The sequence below is a fragment of the Mycobacterium simulans genome, from assembly GCF_900232995.1.
GTDB lineage: Bacteria > Actinomycetota > Actinomycetes > Mycobacteriales > Mycobacteriaceae > Mycobacterium > Mycobacterium simulans.
Map to the genome: position 1 here is coordinate 1,894,198 of NZ_OCVX01000003.1, position 18,956 is coordinate 1,913,153.

1 pseudogene is annotated in these 18,956 nt (G+C 66.5%); it reads right to left on the reverse strand.

Features of this window, described 5'->3' with window-relative positions:
- Positions 1 to 3: 3 nt before the first annotated feature.
- Positions 4 to 18,927 (reverse strand): annotated as a pseudogene (locus tag MSIMFI_RS27980) (amino acid adenylation domain-containing protein); the annotation flags it as partial.
- Positions 18,928 to 18,956: the final 29 nt, after the last annotated feature.

Consider the following 18,956-nt stretch of genomic DNA (forward strand, 5'->3'; position numbering starts at 1 on the left):
CTCATTGTGAGTGCAGTCGACGGGGTGTTCGACGATGTTGCCGGCGACATATGGCCACCAACGTTGCAGCAGCGGTGAACCGTCGCCGTCGCGCGTGGCCGAGAAAATGATCATGTCGCCGTCGAAGATGTCCGGCATATGCTGCGCCCCGAGTAGCGCGTTCCGATTTATGTTCTCGAGCAGGGCCTCTCCGAGTTGCCGGGACGGCAGTGGCACGTCGGGCACCTGGCGTTGCAGCAATTCCACGCCCTGCTCGTAGGTAAGCGGCGCTGGGGCAGCATTGAGCACCGGCCGAGCGTCGAGGAGCAACAGGGGGGCGACGACGCATCCTCGGCGGCGCAGCTCAATGGCGAGCTCGTGCGCAACGGTGCCGCCGAACGACCAGCCGAGCAGGCGGTACGGACCGTCCGGGTGTAACGCCTGGATGGTGTCGGCGTAGTTCTTTGCCAAATCCCGGACCGATCGCGGAGCTTCGTTGTTCGGGATCTGCTGCAGGCCAATGATCGGGCAATCCACATACGAACCCAAAGCGCGGTATTGCCAGCTGACGCCGCCGGCCGGCGGCAGACAGAACAGCGGAACCCCGGCGCCATTTTTGAGCACCTCGACGGGAACAAGCTCGACCGAGCTGTCCGTCGAGCCCAGCCGTTGACTCAGGCCGGCAACCGTCGGCGCCTCGAACAGCGTGCGCACCGATAGCCCGGCATGGAACGTCGAGTTGATCGTGGCGATCAACCGCATCGCCAGCAGTGAATCCCCGCCGAGTTCGAAGAACGAATCGTCGACACCAACCCGTTCGAGCCCCAACACTTGGGCATACATGCCGGCCAAGGCTTCCTCGACCGCGGTGGCCGGAGCGCGGTACCGGTTGGCGTCACCGTAGTCCGGGGCCGGTAGCGCGCGGGTGTCGAGTTTTCCGTTGACGGTCAACGGAATTGCGGGCACGACCACCACCGCGGCAGGCATCATGTACGCGGGCAACCGGGCGGCCAGCTCTGTGCGCGCCTGGGCCGGGTCGGCCGTCCCCGTGATATAACCCACCAGCCGCTTGTCCCCGGCGCGGTCCTCGCGGGCGATCACCACCGCCTGATCCACTCCATCGACGTCGGCCAATGCCGCCGCCACCTCCGCCGGCTCGATGCGATGCCCGCGGATCTTGACCTGCTCGTCGGCGCGTCCCACGAATTCGAGCTGGCCATCGGCACCCCAGCGCACCAGGTCGCCGGTGCGATACATCCGCTGGCCGGTTCCGCTCAACGGGCACGCCACAAACCGCGACGCCGTCAACGACGTCCGGCGCCAATCCCCGCACCCCACTTGAGGACCCGCCACATACAGCTCCCCTACTACCCCAACCGGCACCAAACGCAGCCACCCATCGAGCACGAACAACGCCGCCCCCCACACCGGCGAACCGATCGGTCGCGCACCCGAACCGGGCAACCCCGCCTCTAGCGGCGCACTCATCGATGCATACACCGTTGTCTCAGTCGGGCCATAGGCGTTGACCATTACCCGCCCGGGCGCCCAGCGATCCACCAACTCAGCCGGACACGCTTCCCCGGCAACCACCACTGTCACCGACTCCAAGCCCTCCGGTGGCAGAACCGCCGCCGCCGAGGGGGTTTGATGGAGCACGTTGACGCGTTCGGAAACCAGCAATTTGTGCAATTCTGCTGCGGAGCCGACCACGTTCTCGGGCACCACCACCAGGCACCCGCCATGCAACAACGCGCCCCACATCTCCCACACCGAGACGTCGAACGCATAGGAATGCCACTGACTCCACACCTGCCCCGGCGCCGGCGCCACGCCCACCGCCTGCGATGCGAACAGTTGGGTGACGTTGCGGTGGGTAACGGCAACGCCTTTGGGGACACCGGTGGTGCCGGAGGTGTACAGCAGGTAGGCGATGTTGCCGGCTTCCGGCGCCGGTAGCCGATCCGCGGGATAGCAAGTGTCAATCGCGGGGTCGTCGATGTCGATGACGCCCACGTCGTGCCCGGCCAGCCGGGGTGCCAACGCGGCGGTGGTCAACACCGCCACCGGCGCGGCATCCTCGAGCACGAACGCGATGCGGGCATCGGGATAGTGGGGATCGATGGGTAGATAGGCCGCCCCGGTTTTGAGCACCGCCAGGATCGCGATAATGGCCTGCGCGCCACGGGGTAACAACAGCCCCACCACCTCACCTGGGCCCACCACACAATCGGCCAGCAAGTGCGCCAACCGGTTAGCCGCCTCATCGAGCTCGCGATAGCTCCAGGTGTCACCGTTGAACACCAGCGCGACCGCCTCCGGAGTGCGGGCCACCTGCGCGGCGAACAACTCCGGAATCGACACCGCATCCACCGGCCGTGCTAACGCCGCCCGGTTGCCGATGTCATTCAGCCGGGCCCGCTCGGCGGCATCGACCAGATCGATCGACGACAACGGTCGCGCCGGATCGGCGGACATGGCCTCCAATACCCCCATCAACCGGTCGAAGAGCGCCTCAATGCCGGCCGCGTCGAAAACGGTGGTGGCGAATTCGACCCGAAAGCTCAGTCGCGGTCCCGGTGCAGCGGTCAGGACGAGCGGATAGTGGGTGTGTTCGTGAGCGGTGATCTCGGTGATGGACAGGTCGTGGGCACCGAGCTCGGTCGACTTGTCGATCGGATAGTTCTCGTAGACGAAGAGGGTGTCGAACAGCCGGTCGTGGCCGGCGATGCGCTGGATCTCGGGGAGCGCCAGGTGTTGGTGCTCACGGGTGACGTTGTGGGCATTGTGTAGCTGGTCCAGTAGCTGCGCGGTCGTGGTTGTCGCGCTCATGGTCGCCCGCACGGCCACGGTGTTGATCAACAAGCCAACCATCGACTCCGCGCCCGCCAGATCGGGCGGGCGCACCGCGGCCACGGTGCCAAACACCACATCGTGCTGACCGGTCAGCCAGCACAGTATCTGCGCCCAGCCCGCCTGCAGGACCGTGCTCACCGTGGTGTGATGCGCCCGCGCCAGCGCGCTCAGCGCCTCGGTGGTGGCCACCGACAACTGGAAGGACCTCGCGTCCTTGCCGCCCAACCCCAACGGATCGGGCGGGCCTACCAAGGTGGGTGCCGGCACACCCGCCATTACCGTCCGCCAGGCGGCGTGGGCGCGGTCGCGATCCTGGTCGGCCAGCCAGGTCAGATAGCGGCGATACGAGGCGGGGGTCGGCAGCGGCTGCCCGTCATAGCAGGCCAGGATTTCGCTGAGCAGGATCGCCAGAGACCAGCCGCCGAGCACGATGTGATGATTCGTGAGCACCAATCGATGCCCGTCGCATGCGGTGCGGATCAGCGCGGCCCGAATCGGGCACGCCTCCGCCAGATCCATGACGGCGGCGCGTTCTTCGGCGGCCACGCGCGCAAGCTCTTCGTCGGGCCGGACGTGCTCGGTGAGGTCGAGATAACGCCACGGCACCCGCGGGTCGGCCGGGATGATCTGCACCGGTTGGTCAAGATCCTCGTAGACGAATCGGGCCGCCAGGTTCGGGTGCCGATCGACGGCCGCTTGCACCGCCGCATGCAGACGATCGGCGTCCAGGTGGCCGGTCACGGTGATATTGAGCTGCTCCGCGTACACGTCATCGCGACCGCGCGCGCTGCCGGCGTGGAACAGCAGACCCTGTTGCAGCGGGCTGAGCGGCAGCATGTCGGCGATCCGGTAGCGCTGGTCGAGACGGTCGATCTGTTGCTGGGTCATGTGCAGGGGGGCCAGGTCCGACGGGCTCAATCCGCCCCCACCGTCGGTGACATGGGCACAGATCGCGGCCAATGCGTCAAACCACAGCTGGCTCACCCGGTCGATCGCCACCCGGTCGAGGACGGAGGACGCCCAGGTCCAGGTGGCGAGCAGCCGCGGGCCGGTGTCGGTATCGAGGGTGAACGCGTTGACCGCCACGGCGTGAGGCAACGCCATCGGCACCGCTGCCGCCGCGGGATCGCTGAATACCGGGCTCCCGGCGAGTTGCCACGTATCGGCGTGCGCCGCATCGCCGCCCAGCCGGCCCAGATAGTTAAAGCCGATCGACGTGTCGGGCCCGGTCAAGTCCGCCTCGGGATTCAGGTAGCGCAGCAAACCGTAGGACAGGCCGTCCGGGACGGCTCGAAGCTGCTCCTTGAGGTCCTTGATCACGGTCCCTGGCGCGGCGCGCCAGTCCAGCCGATCCACCTTTAACGCCACCGGATATTTGGTGGTGAACCATCCCACGGTGGCCGATAGGTCAATATCGGCGACGATGCCTTCCTGACGGCCATGACCCTCAACGTCGATGGCGATCGGCTTACCGCTGCGACCCAGAAATTCCGCCCACGCCAACCCGAACGCGATCAGCAAGACCTCGTGGATTCCGGTGTGAAACGCCGCCGGCACCGCACCGAGCAGCATGCGCGTCGTTTCAACGTCCAGCCACACCGACGTCTGCTCGGCGGCGGCAAACGTGTCTTTGGCTGTGGGCAGCGCCGGGCCCACCGCTTCGAGGCGTCGCCACGCCGGGAGTTGATCGACGACCGCCGCGGACCGCGCGTGCTCGCCCAGCACCGCGGCCCCCCGCCGAAACGATGTGCCCCGCACCGGCAGTGCAACGTCGTGTCCACCGCGGCGCTGCGCCCAAGCCGAGTTCAGGTCGTCTACCAGGATCCGCCAGGACACCCCGTCGACGGCCAGATGGTGGATGACCAGCACCAGCTGGGCCGTCGACGACACCCATAGCCCGCTCACCATCACCCCGGCGGCCGGATCCAACCGGCGCCGCGCCGCCACCAGCACCTCGTCCGACAACTCCGCCACACCCTGCACCTCGACCTTGGCCGAGCCCGGTTCCGGCGCGTGCAGCGACCAAGTCCCGGCGCCGTCCTCCACGACGCGCGCCCGCAACATAGCGTGGCGATCCAGCAGGGCCTGCACCAGCACGCTCACGTCGGCTTCGGTCACCCCCGCGGGGGCTTGCAGCAGCATCGTCTGGTTGAACTGCTCCACGGCGCCGTCAAGGCCGTGTAGCCAGCCCATGATCGGTGTCGCCAATACCTCACCGACGCCGTCGTCAACGCGACCGTGCTCGCCGTCGGCAACCAGCCCGGCAACGCGGGCCACCCCGGCCACGGTCCGCTCGGTGAAAATGTCGCGCGGCGTACACACCACGCCCGCCGCGCGGGCCCGCGCCACCACCTGCATCGACGAAATGCTGTCCCCGCCCAATTCGAAGAATCCGTCGTCGATCCCGACCCGCTCCAGCCCGAGGACCTCGCCGAACAACGCGGCCAATACCCGTTCCCGCCGATCACGCGGCTCCCGGTAGACGCTTCCGCTGGTGAACTCCGGGGCCGGTAACGCCTTGCGGTCGAGCTTGCCGTTGACCGTCAACGGCAAGGACTCGACCGCCATGATCGCTGCGGGCATCATGAACTCCGGCAACCGCGCGACCGCGAACCGGCGCAGCCCAGCCACCACTTCGGTGGCCGAGGGGTCATTGACGTACTGCGTGATCGAGCCCACCGCTGTGGCGGGCAGATAGACGTCCGAGAGGGCCGCTTCGGTTGGCCCTTGTGTGTAGATGAGATCCATCAATCCGGCTGTGGCCGACCAGGTTACCGCCGCGGTGTAGCCCAGTTCTTGCCCCAGCAGGTGGCATTGATGGGGCAGGACGCCCTCCGGGGCGGGAAGGTCGGCACGCAACTGGCTGACGGGTAGCCGATCGTGCGCGCGGGCCAGCGCCTGTGTCATCGCAATGTCGGTCCAGATCCCGGCATGCGGCACTCCGGTGACACGCAGCTCCGATGGGCGCTGGGACGTCAGGTAATTGCGAAGTGCGGCAAGGCTTTTCAGCTGCTGCCAGGGTTGGGTCGGGAATTGTGCCACGGAGCGCGTCGGTATCGGCGCCTTGCGGAGCACCACGTCGTAGCGGTAGCCGCTGAGTTCGTTGACCGCTTGCATGTCCTTGAGTTGGACGTCGACCGCGGCGATATCTGCCAGGTGCTGGGGCAGGGCGGTAAAGAATTCGGGCGCCAGCAGCAGCTCTTTGTCGGCGAGCATTTCCCGGCGCACCCGCTCACGCAGCACGGCCGCGCCGTCGTTGACGCCGTCGGTGCATAACGTTCCGACGGTGAACGCTTGCAGCAGGGTCAGGTTGCGCACGTCACCGACAAAGAGCGCCCCGCCCGGTGCCAGCAGCCGCAGCGCGGTGGCAAGCACGTCGAGCAGGTAGCCCGCGCTGGGGAAGTACTGGATCACCGAGTTGAGGACCACGACATCGAAGTGCCCGTTGGGTAACCCATCGTCCCGATGCGCGGGCTGTGCGCGCAGCCGCACTCGATTACCCCAGTTTTCCTGTGCCACTGCGGATTTCAGCGTTTCAATGGTGTGCGCGGAGAGGTCGGTACCCCAATACTCAGCTGCCGTAGGGGCCAGCCTCGCCAGCAGCAGGCCCGAACCCACCCCGATCTCGAGCACCCGTCGCGGACCCAGTGCGGTGATGCGGGCCACGGTAGCGTCGCGCCATTCGCGCATCTGCTCGAGCGGGATGGCTGCGCCGGTGTAGCTGTCGTTCCAGCCGCTGAAATCCTCGCCGAGCGCTGGGCGGGTAGACCCGGTGTAGAGGTTGTCGTAGATGCCACGCCATTGCTGGACGAGGTGGTCTTCGTGTTCGGGCTCGCGGGTGAGCGTGGCCTGGCGGTCCAGCACGACGTAGCCCACCAAGTGTTGGTCGCCGGTGTTGGCCGAGTGGGCAATGACGGCCGACTGAGCGACCCGGGGATGGCTGGCTAGCACCGCTTCGATCTCGGCGCACTCGATGCGGTAGCCGCGGATCTTGACCTGATCGTCTGCGCGGCCAACGTACTGCAATTGGCCGTCGGCACCCCGCCGCACCAGATCTCCGGTGCGGTACATCCGCGTCCCAATCATGAACGGGCAGGCCACAAACCGTGCGGCGGTCAGCGCCGCCCGGCGCCAATAGCCACACCCCACGCCGGTGCCGGCGATGTACAACTCGCCGGCAACGCCGGGCGCTACCGGGCACAGTCCAGCGTCCAGCACGAACAACGCCTCCCCGTATCCGGCGATCCCGATCGGGCTGGTGCTGCTATGGGTGTCAGGCTCGACGATCTCGCGCCAGGTGGCATGGACCGTGGTCTCGGTGATGCCATACATGTTGATCAGCCGCGGCAGCCCCGGATGGTTGTCCAGCCACCCGCCCAGGCGTTGCGGCTGCAGAGCTTCGCCGCCAAACACCACCGCATCCAGCGCGAGTTGGCGCCCCAGCTCGGGCTGGGCGGCCTCCGCGGCCTGCAACCCGTAAAACGCCGACGGGGTCTGGCTGAGCACATTGACCCGCTCGGAGGCCAGCAATGCCAGCAGGTCCGCCGGCGACCGGGTCACCGCTTCGGGCACCACCACCAGCCGCCCGCCATGCAGCAATGCGCCCCAGATCTCCCAGACCGAAAAGTCAAAGGCATAGGAATGACATTGGGTCCACACCTGGTTCGGGGCCGCCGTCAGACCCTGGCTCATCGAGGTGAATAACGCCGCGACGTTGTGGTGAGTGACTGCAACGCCTTTGGGGACTCCCGTGGTGCCGGAGGTGTAGAGGATGTAAGCGATGTCGTCGGGGTTTGGGTGGTTGAGTGGGTGGGCGGTGTGGACGCTGTCGGTGAAGTCGTTGATGTCGACCACCCGCACCTGGTGGCCGTCCAGCCGGCCGGCCAGGTCGGTGGTGGTGACGGCGGCCACCGGAGTGGCGTCGCCCAGCATGAACGCGATGCGCGCATCGGGGTGTGCCGGGTCGATGGGCAAGTAGGCGGCCCCGGTTTTGAGCACCGCCAAGATCGCGATGACCGCCTCCGTCGAGCGCTCCAAGAGCAGCGCCACCACATCACCGGCACCCACTCCGACGCCGGTCAGCCAGTGCGCCAATCGGTTTGCGGCCGCATCGAGCTCCCGGTAGGTCGACGAGCCGCCCGCACACACCACGGCCACCGCATCCGGGTTGCGGTCGACCTGTGCGGCGAACAGTTGCGGGACGGTTGCCGGCGGGGCCGCGATTGGGACGTCGCCGAGCATCTGGCTGCGTTCGGCGGCATCGAGAATGTCGATGAGGTCGATGCGACGGCGGGGATCCTCGCCAACCGCGTGCAGGATGCGCAGGTAGTACGCGGCGAACTTTTCGACGGTGTCGCGGTCGAACAGGTCGGTGGCGTATTCGATGGTCCCCGGCAGCGGCTGAGGCTGCCCGGCAATCGCGGGGAGATCGACGAGTTCGATGTGCAGATCGAACTTGGCGGTGTTGGTGGGCGCGGGCAGCGTCTCGATGCTCAGTCCGGGGAGCTCGACCTGCGGGAGCGGGTTGTTCTGTAGCACCAAGGACACCTGGAACAGCGGGTGGTGCGCCGCGGATCGTGACGGGTTGAGCAGTTCCACCAGACGTTCAAACGGTGCGTCCTGGTTTTCGTAGGCGGCCAACGCCTTTGCGCGTACCTGCTCGAGCAGCTCACGGAAGCGGGGATTGCCCGAGGTGTCAACGCGGAGCACCCAGGTGTTGACGAAAAAGCCGATCAGGCCGGCCAGCGACTGGTCGGTGCGCCCGGCGATCGGGCAGCCGATCGTCAGGTCGTCACCGGCACCGAGCTTTCGCAGCAGAACTGCCAGCGCCGCCTGCAACACCATCGAGGTGGTCGTGCCGGTTTCCCAGGCGCGCTGCTCGATTTGTTGACGCAGCCGCGGATCAATGGTGAAGGGCACGAGATCGCCGTCGAACGTCTGCTGGGTTGGGCGCGGCCGGTCCGTCGGCAGTGAGATCTGCTCGGGCACCCCGGCTAGCTCGGCACGCCAGTAGGCGAACTGCGCCGCCAAAACACTGTTGGCGTCGTCTTCGGCGCCCAGGACATGGCGCTGCCACAGGGTGTAGTCGGCGTACTGCACTGGCAGCGGTGACCAGCTCGGCTCGACACCCGCACACCGCGCGACATAAGCCGTGGCCAAATCGTGGGCCAACGGCATCAGCGAGGCTCCGTCGGCGGCAATGTGGTGCAACACCAACACCAATACGTGCTCGGTTTCGGACACCCGCAACAGATCCGCCCGGATTGGGATCTGGGTCGCCAGGTCGAAGCGGTATTTAGCGGCTCGTGCCCCCGCTCCCGACAACTGCTGCCCGCCAGTCACTTCGGTCAGCGTTACCGGCACGTCGACGGACTCGGCCGGCAGGATCCGCTGCCACGGAACGCCGTCGGTGTCGGCGAAGACCGTGTGCAGACTTTCATGACGCGCCACCAGATCGCCGATCGCCGCCACCAGGGCCGCAGCATCGAGCCGGCCGGTGAATCGCACCGCCAGGGGAACGTTGTAGGTCGCGGCCGGACCCTCGTACTTATCGATGAACCACAATCTGGTCTGTGCGTATGACAATGGGATCTGTTGCGGGCGTCGCTGTTTGGTGAGAGCCGTCCGCGTGCGTTCCCCGGATTGTTCCCGCAGCCATTGCGCCAACCCGGCCACGGTGGGCGCGTCGAACACGGCCCGGATGGGTACCTCGACATCCAGTTCGGCCCGGATCCGCACCACTAGCCGCGTCGCCGATAGGGAATGCCCACCGAGTTCGAAAAACCCTTGGTCGATGCCGATCCGGGCAACCCCGAGGACTTCGCCGAACAGTGTGGCCAGCACCTGTTCCACCCGATCACGCGGCGCCCGATAGGCCACGTCACTGACAAACTCAGGGGCCGGCAACGCCCGCCGATCGAGTTTGCCGTTGACGGTCAACGGCATTGCGGGCACTACCACCACCGCGGCGGGCACCATATAGCCGGGCAGCCGGGTCGCTAGCGCGGCCCGCGCCTTCGCTGGGTCGGCCGTTCCGGTGATGTAGCCCACCAGCCGCTTGTCCCCCGGGCGGTCCTCGCGGGCGATCACCACCGCTTGATCCACCCCATTGACGTCGGCCAGCACCGCGGCGACCTCGGCGGGTTCGATCCGATACCCGCGGATCTTGACCTGCTCATCGCAGCGCCCGAGGAATTCGAGTTGCCCGTCGGCGCCCCAGCGCACCAAGTCTCCGGTGCGATACATCCGTGTCCCGGTCCCGGCGAATGGGCAGGCCACAAACCGTGACGCGGTCAACGCGCCCCGGCCCCAATACCCACATCCCATCTGCGGACCCGCCACATACAGCTCGCCCACCACCCCGACCGGCACCGCACGCAACCACCCGTCCAGCACGAAAAACGCCGCCTGCGTCCCCGGCACCCCGATCGGGCTGACACCACAGTGGGTGTCGTGCTCGACGATCTCGCGAACCGAGGCATGCACCGTGGTCTCGGTGGTGCCATACATATTGATCAGTCGCGGGCGCGCGGGATGGTTGGCCAGCCACTCCGCTAACCGTTGCGGCTGCAACGCTTCACCGGCGAACACCACCGCATCCAGCTGCAGCCGACGCGCCAGCTCGGGCTGTGCGGTAGCCGCGGCCAGCAGACCGTCGAACGCCGACGGGGTGTGGCTGAGCACGGTGACGCGCTCGCGCACCAGCAACGACAGCAGGTCTGCGGGGGAACCGATCACCGCCTCGGGTACCACCACCAGCCGCCCACCATGCAGCAACGCTCCCCACATCTCCCACACCGAGACGTCGAAGGCATAGGAATGCCACTGACTCCACACCTGCCCCGGCGCCGGCGCCACACCGTTGGCTTGGGAGGCGAACAGCTGTGTGACGTTGCGGTGCGTGATCCCAACGCCTTTCGGCGTTCCGGTGGTGCCCGAGGTGTAGACGAGGTAGGCCAGATGGTCGGCGTCGGGCGCCGGCAACCCACATGCGAGATTGCAGGTGTCAACGCCGGGCTCGTCTAGGTCAATAACGGCCACGTCGTGGCCGGCCAGCCGATCGGCCAACGCGGCGGTGGTCAGCACCACGACGGGCGCGGCATCCTCGAGCACGAACGCGATGCGGGCATCGGGATAGCGCGGATCGATCGGCACATAGGCAGCGCCGGTTTTGAGCACCGCCAAAATCGCCGTAATCGCTTGCGCGCAACGCTCAACGAACAGACCCACGACGTCACCGGGGCCGACGCCGTGGTCGATCAGCAGATGCCCCAACCGATTAGCCGCACTGTCCAGATCGCGATAGGTCCACGTGTCGTCCTCGAACACCACCGCGACCGCATCCGGGGTGCGGGTCACCTGCGCGGCAAACAACTCCGGAATCGACCCGGACATCGCTGGCGCCGTCAACGCCAAACGATTGCCGATCTCATCCAGCCGTCCGTGCTCGCCCGGATCCAAGAGATCGATCGACGACAACCGCTGCGCCGGGTCCGCGGTCATCGCGTCGAGGAGTCGCTGTAACCGCCCCACGAGAGCGCCGATGCTGGCGGCATCGAATACATCGGTACGAAACTCCACTGTGCCGCTGATTCCGGCGGGCTCACCGGTGTCGGTGAAGTGTTCGGACAACGTAAACGTGAGGTCCATGCGCGCTGTCTGGGTGTGCACCGGCATGGGAGTGATGTTGAGATCACCCAACGCGAGCTCGGCGGGGGCGGTGTTTTGCCAGGCCAACATCACCTGCACCAGGGGGTGATGGGCCAGGCTCCGGGTGGGGTTGAGCCGCTCGACCAGCACCTCAAAGGGGGCGTCTTGATGCTCGAAAGCCTCGAGGCTGCTCGCACGCACCCGCGCCAGCAGCTCGGCGAAGCTGGGATCACCAGACAGCTGGACACGCAACACCACGGTGTTGACGAAAAAACCCACCAACGCGTCCAACGCCGGGTCGCCTCGCCCGGCGACCGGAATCCCCACCGCCACATCGCTGCTGGCGCTGATCGTCGATAACAGTGCGGCAAGAGCGGTTTGGACCACCATGAAACTGGTCGCGTGATGCTCACGGGCCACCCGCGCCACCCGCTGTTGCAGCGTCGCCGGCCACTGGACCGCCACACTGGCACCGCGGTGGTCAGCCACCTGCGGATAGGGGCGATCGGTCGGCAGCTCAAGGCGTTCCGGCAGGTCCGCCAACGCCTTTTCCCAATAGGCCAGCTGAGCGGTGATGCCGCTGTCGGTATCGGCCAGATCGCCCAGGCGCTCACGCTGCCACAAGGTGTAGTCGGCGTACTGCACCGCCAACTCAGGCCAGCCCGGAGCCTGCCCGGAACACCGGCTGGCATATGCCGCGCTCAGATCGGCGGCCAGCGGGGCCAGCGACCACCCGTCGGCGGCGATGTGGTGCACCACGATCACCAGAACGTGCTGGCGGTCGTGGACTCGGAAAAGCACTGCGCGCAACGGTATCTCGGCACCCAGATCGAAACAGTGCCGAGCCTGCTCGGCGACGGCCTCATCCAGTCGGTCCGCGGACCACTCGGCCGCATCGACGAACTGCCATGCCAGGGCGGCCTTTTCGGTGGGCAGGACCACCTGTTGGGCTGTGCCGTCAATCGACGGGAACACCGTGCGCAGGCTCTCGTGGCGGGCCACCACATCGGCCAGCGCCGCGGCCAACGCGACGGCATCCAGATCGCCGTGCAACCGCGCCGCCCATGCGAGGTTGTAGACCGGCGATGGCCCCTCGAGTTGATCGAGGAACCACAACCGCTGCTGGGCAAACGACAACGGAACCATCGAGGGCCGTTCGACCGGCACCAGCGACGCACGCACGCCCGAACCCGTCCCAATGCGGGTGGCTAACTGGGCCACCGTCGGGGCCTCGAACAGGGCACGTACCGAAAGCCCCACCGCCACAGCGGTATTGATCGTTGCAATCACCCGAATCGCAGACAGCGAGTCCCCACCCAAATCGAAGAACGAATCGTCGACCCCCACCCGCGTCACCCCCAGCACTTGGGCGTAGATGCCAGCCAGGATCTCCTCGGTCGCGGTGGCCGGGGCCCGATACCGTTCGCTGTCGCCGTATTCGGGCACCGGTAGCGCGCGAGTGTCGAGCTTGCCGTTGACCGTTAACGGCATTGCCGGCAGCGGCACCACCGCCGCAGGCACCATGTGACCGGGTAACCAGGCCGCCAGTGCGGCGCGCGCTTCTGCCGGATCAACAGTCCCGGTGACATAACCCACCAGGCGTTTATCGCCGGGGCGGTCCTCGCGGGCGATCACCACCGCCTGATCCACCCCCGCCAAGCCGCCCACTGCAGCTCGCACTTCACCGAGTTCGATGCGATACCCGCGAATCTTGACCTGCTCGTCGACGCGCCCGACGAACTCCAGCTGGCCATCGGCGCGCAGGCGCGCCATGTCCCCGGTGCGATACATGCGCGACCCCGCCGGCCCGAACGGGCACGCCACAAACCGCGACCCGGTCAACGACCCCCGCCGCCAGTATCCGCAGCCGACTCCGCGACCGGCCACATACAACTCCCCGACCACCCCGGCCGGCACGGGACGCAACCAGGCGTCGAGCACGAATAGCGCCGCCCCCGCCAGCGGTGTCCCAATCGGAGGCGCACCTGACGCCGGGAGCAGGGGTGCGCTCATGGACGCGTACCACGTCTCGGTTGGGCCGTAGCCGTTGATCATTACCCGCCCGGGCGCCCAGCGCTCTACCAGTTCGGCGGGACACGCCTCACCAGCCACCACGAGTGTGGCCGATTCCAATCCCGGCGCGGGCAATGCCGCTAGGGCCGAGGGGGTTTGGTTCACGACGGTGACGTGTTCGGCGACGAGCAGAGCATGCAGCTCTGCCGGGGAGCGGGTGGCGGATTCGGGGACCACCACCAGCCGGCCGCCATGCAGCAGCGCTCCCCAGATCTCCAACGCCGAGACGTCGAAACCGTAGGAATGACACTGGCTCCACACCTGATCGGCCGAGGGTGCCAACGGAGTCGGTGCGGCGAACAGCTGGGTGATGTTGCGGTGGGTGACGGCCACGCCCTTGGGCGTCCCGGTTGTCCCCGAGGTGTAGAGGATGTAGGCGACGTTGTCCGGGTCCGGCGCCGGCAACTCCCGGCAAGGTTGGGCATTGATCGCGGGGTCGTCGATGTCGATGATCAGCGGGCTGCGGCCGGCCAACCGCCCAGCCACCTCGCCGGTGGTTAGCACTGCCACCGGCGCGCCGTCATCAACCAACAACGCGATGCGGGCATCGGGATGGCTGGGGTCCAGCGGCAGATACGCCGCTCCCGTCTTCAATACCGCCAGGATTGCGATGATCGCGCTGTCGCAGCGAGGCAGCAGCAGCCCCACCACAGCACCGGGTCCCACACCATGGCCGACCAACAGGTGAGCGAGCCGATTGGTCTGGTCGTCGAGCTGGCGGTAGGTCATCGCGTCACCGTTGAACACCACCGCGACCGCCTGCGGGGTGCGCGCCACCTGTGCGGCGAACATTTCCGGGATCGATGTCGCGGTGATGGGCTGGGTCAAAGTGGCCCGGTTGCCGACCTCGTCTAGGTGCGCGCGCTCGGCGGCGTCGAGGAGCCTGATCGACGACACCGCGCCGTTGGGGTCGGCCACCGCGGCTTCCAACACGCGCTGTAGCCGCTCGATCAAGGTGTGGATGCTGGCCGCGTCGAAAACGTCGGTGCGAAACTCCACCGAACCCTCGATCCCGGCGGGTTCACCCGTAGCAGTGAAGGATTCGGCCAACGAAAAAACCAAATCCATGCGGGCGGTCTGGGTGTCCAGCGGGATGGGGGTGATCTCGAGATCACCCAACGCCGGCTCGGGAGGGGTGTTATTTTGCCAGGCCAGCATCACCTGGATCAGGGGATGGTGGGTCAGGCTCCTGGCCGGGTTGAGCCGCTCCACCAGCACCTCAAAGGGGACATCTTGATGCTCGAAGGCTTCCAGGCTGCGCGCACGCACCTGGGTCAGCAGCTCGGCGAAGGTGCGATCACCAGCCACCTGCACCCGCAGCACCAAGGTATTGACAAAAAAGCCCACCAATTCATCCAGGGCGGGATCTGCCCGGCCCGCCACCGGAACCCCTACCGCCACATCGGAACTCGCGCTCAACGCCGACAACAACACTGCCAAGCCCGCCTGGATCACCATGAAACTGGTCGCATGATGCTCGCGAGCTACCCGGGCCACCTGTCGCTGCAGCACGGCTGGCCACCGCACAGCCACACTGGCGCCGCGGTGATCAGCCCGTTGCGGATAAGCCCGATCGGTGGGCAACTCCAGGCGCTGCGGAAGCCCGGCAAGCGCACGCTCCCAATACCCCACCTGGGCCGCGATGGCGCTGTCGGGATCGGATAGGTCACCCAGGTTCGCCCGCTGCCACAGCGTGTAGTCGACATACTGCACCGGCAACTGGACCCAGTCCGGAGCCCGCCCGGCACACCGGCTGGCATAGGCCGCACCCAAGCCGGCGGCCAGCGGAGCCAGCGACCAGCCATCCGCGGCTATGTGGTGCACCACGATCACCAGCACGTGTTCGCGATCGCTGATCCGGAAAAGCCTCGCCCGAAACGGGATCTCGGCGCCCAGATCGAAACACTGCCGGGCCTGCTCGTCGACCGCCGCCTGCAGCCGGCCTGCCGACCACCCGGCCGCGTCGATGACCTGCCACCCCAGATCGGCTTGGTCGGCCGGCAGGACCACCTGGTGCGATATCCCGTCGACCCCATCCGTAAAGACCGTGCGCAGGCTTTCATGGCGGCCCACCACATCCGCCAAGGCCGCGCCCAACGCCTCGACGTCGAGACTGCCAACCAACCGCGCCGCCCACGGCATGTTGTAAACCGGTGATGCCCCATGCACTTGATCCAGGACCCACAACCGCTGCTGGGCGAACGACAGCGGCACCGGTTCAGGTCGATCTGCGGCAACCAACGGAGCACGCCTTGCCGCGACCCCGACCTGACTCGCGAGCAGTCCCACCGTCGGCGCCTCGAACACGCTGCGCACCGTCAGACCGGCGTCCAGCGCGACATTGATCGCGGTGATCACCCGCATCGCCAACAGCGAATCCCCACCCAAGTCGAAAAACGACTCGTCGACCCCGACCCGCTCCACTCCCAGCACCTGGGCATAGATGGCGGCCAGGATTTCCTCGGTCGGCGTGGCCGGCGCGCGATATCGGTCGGTGTCGCGGTAGCCGGGCGCCGGCAGGGCCCGCGTGTCGAGCTTGCCGTTGACCGTCAACGGCAACCGCTCAACGACCATCACCGTGGCGGGCACCATGTAATGCGGCAGCAGGGACGCCAGCTCGGCTCTCATCGCGCTCGGTTCGACTGCTCCAGTGATGTAGCCGACCAGCCGCTTATCACCCGGGCGGTCCTCGCGGGCGATGACCACCGCCTGATCCACACCATCCAAACCGCCGAGCGCGGCTTGCACTTCACCGAGTTCGATGCGATACCCGCGGATCTTGACCTGCTCGTCGGCACGCCCGACATAGTGCAGCTGCCCGTCGGCCCCCCAATACCCGAGGTCCCCGGTCCGATACATACGCGCGCCCGGCGCCGCCGCGCCGCCGAACGGACAGGCCACAAACCGCGACGCCGTCAACCCCGCCCGCCGCCAATACCCACAACCCAGCCCGGCACCGGCCACATACAACTCCCCGGCCACCCCGGCCGGCACTGGCCGCAGCCACCCATCCAGCACGAAGAAGCTCAGATTCGCCAGGGGCAGCCCGATCGGGCTGCTGTTGTTATCGGTGTCAGCTTCGACGATCTCGCGGTAAGAGGCATGCACCGTGGTCTCGGTAATGCCATACATATTGATCAGCCGCGGCCGCCGCGGGTGGCTGTCAAGCCATGGTGTGATCCGATGCGGCTCAAGGGCTTCCCCGCCAAACACCACCGCATCAAGGCGCAGCCGGCGACCCAGTTCGGGTTGTGCCGCGTCGGCGGCCTGCAGGCCATAGAACGCCGACGGGGTCTGACTGAGCACGTTGACCCGTTCGGCGACCAGCAACGCAAGCAGGTCTGCCGGGGAGCGGGTCACCGGCTCAGGCACCACAACCAGTCGCCCGCCGTGCAGTAACGCGCCCCAGATTTCCCAGACCGAGAAGTCAAAGGCATACGAATGACACTGGGACCACACCTGCCCGGGCGCATAGGCCACGCCCGCCCGCAGGGACGCCAGCAATTGGGTGATGTTGCGGTGGGTGATCCCCACGCCTTTAGGGGTTCCGGTGGTGCCGGAGGTGTAGAGGATGTAGGCGATGTTGTCGGCGGCCGGCGCCGGCAACCCGGAATCCGGATCGCAGGTCGCGATGACGGGGTCGTCGATGTCGATCACCATCACCTCATGCCCAGCCAGCCGTCCGGCCAACTCGGCGGTGCTGACCACGGCGACGGGTGCGGCGTCCGCCACGAGGAACGCGATGCGGGCATCGGGATAGTTGCGGTCGATGGGCAGGTAGGCCGCTCCCGTTTTCAGCACCGCCAGAATCGCGACGATGGCTTGCGGTGATCGATCCAACAGCAACCCCACCACATCGCCGGGCCCCACCCCGCGGCCAACCAGCAGATGCGCGAGCCGGTTGGCGTTCGCATCGAGCTCGCGGTAGGTCCACCGGTGACCGTTGCATACCAGCGCGACGGCCTCGGGCGTGCGCGCCACCTGCGCAGCGAACAATCGGGGAACCGACGGTACCGGTTCGCCGAGACAGCGCTGGGCTAATGCCGCCCGATTACCGCACTCATCCAGGCAGGCGTGATCGGCCGCGTCCAACAGATCCAGCGACGACACCAGCTGCGCCGGATCGGCGGTCATCGCGTCCAACACCCGCTCCAACCGCCCCGCCAAATCGACGCTGTCGAAATCCGAAAACGGCCGGCCAGCACCTACGGTACTCAACGACAGCCGATCGCCGTCCCTAATGAAAAAGAGACCAAAATGGCCCACCCGGCCAAAAGTCCGATATACCGCGGACGCCGGGGCGCCGTCGAACGGCAGGATCGTTATGGACGGCAGGAAGTTGACGCCTACCCTATTGGACGCTCGATTGTCCCCCAAGGACTGCACCGGAAATCGCTGATGCCGCATCGCCTCGCGTATCCGTGTGTGGACGTGTTGGCAAAAATTCCCAACCGCAGATTGGGCGGAAATCTGCACCACCAGCGGTACAACTCCGGCAATTGTGCCGGGAAATGTCATTAATTCCGGGGTGGTACGCCTACTGACCGGGAAATCGAGCACGACCTCCGATCCACCGCCACACCACCCATGGACGATAAGCGCGCACGCAGCGCTGATAACCGACGACCGACGAATGCCCAACGCGGCGGAAAACTCGTCGACGCGACGCACCACGGCCGGATCCAACTGAACCGGCGCGGATGCCGTGCACGATTCGGGCCCTCCCACGGCAGCCGGCAACCCATAGCTCGGTACGCTTTCGGTCGGCAAGTTTTGGCGCCAATAGGCCAGGTCCTCCTGATATTCACGGGAGGCCTCGTACTCCAACTCACAGCCAACCATGTCCGAAAACGAGCCGAAAATGGCCGGCGGAACGGGCACACCGGAAGCGAGCGCTGAATACACCGAAGCGATCCGATTGGCACAAAGGACGGAACCGAACCCGTCGACCACCAGGTGATGGCAACATATGAATAGATAGAATTGATCGCCGCGCGTCTGACACAAAGCAAATTTGAACAATGGGCCAGTAAAGGACATCGGCGTCTGTTGGATCAACGAACCCAGCCGATAAGCCTCCTGCACCGGATCATCCGATCCGCTGAGGTCATAGCAGGCGACCTCGAAATCGGGGTCATCGATTGTTCTTTGAACGATCTGGCCATCGCGCTGGAAAAAAGCGGCCCTGGCCGGTTCGGCCTCTCCCACCACTAGCCATATCGCCCGCTTCAATAAATCAGGATCAACCCAGCCATCGATGACCACAAATTGGCTGACTTGCCATTCCGTTACCGAGCCCTCTATTTCTTGGGACAGCCATATCCCCAGCTGTACCGGGGTCAGCGGAAGTGCCCGTTCGTCGAGTTTCATCCGATTACTCATACCCAGCGACTTGCACC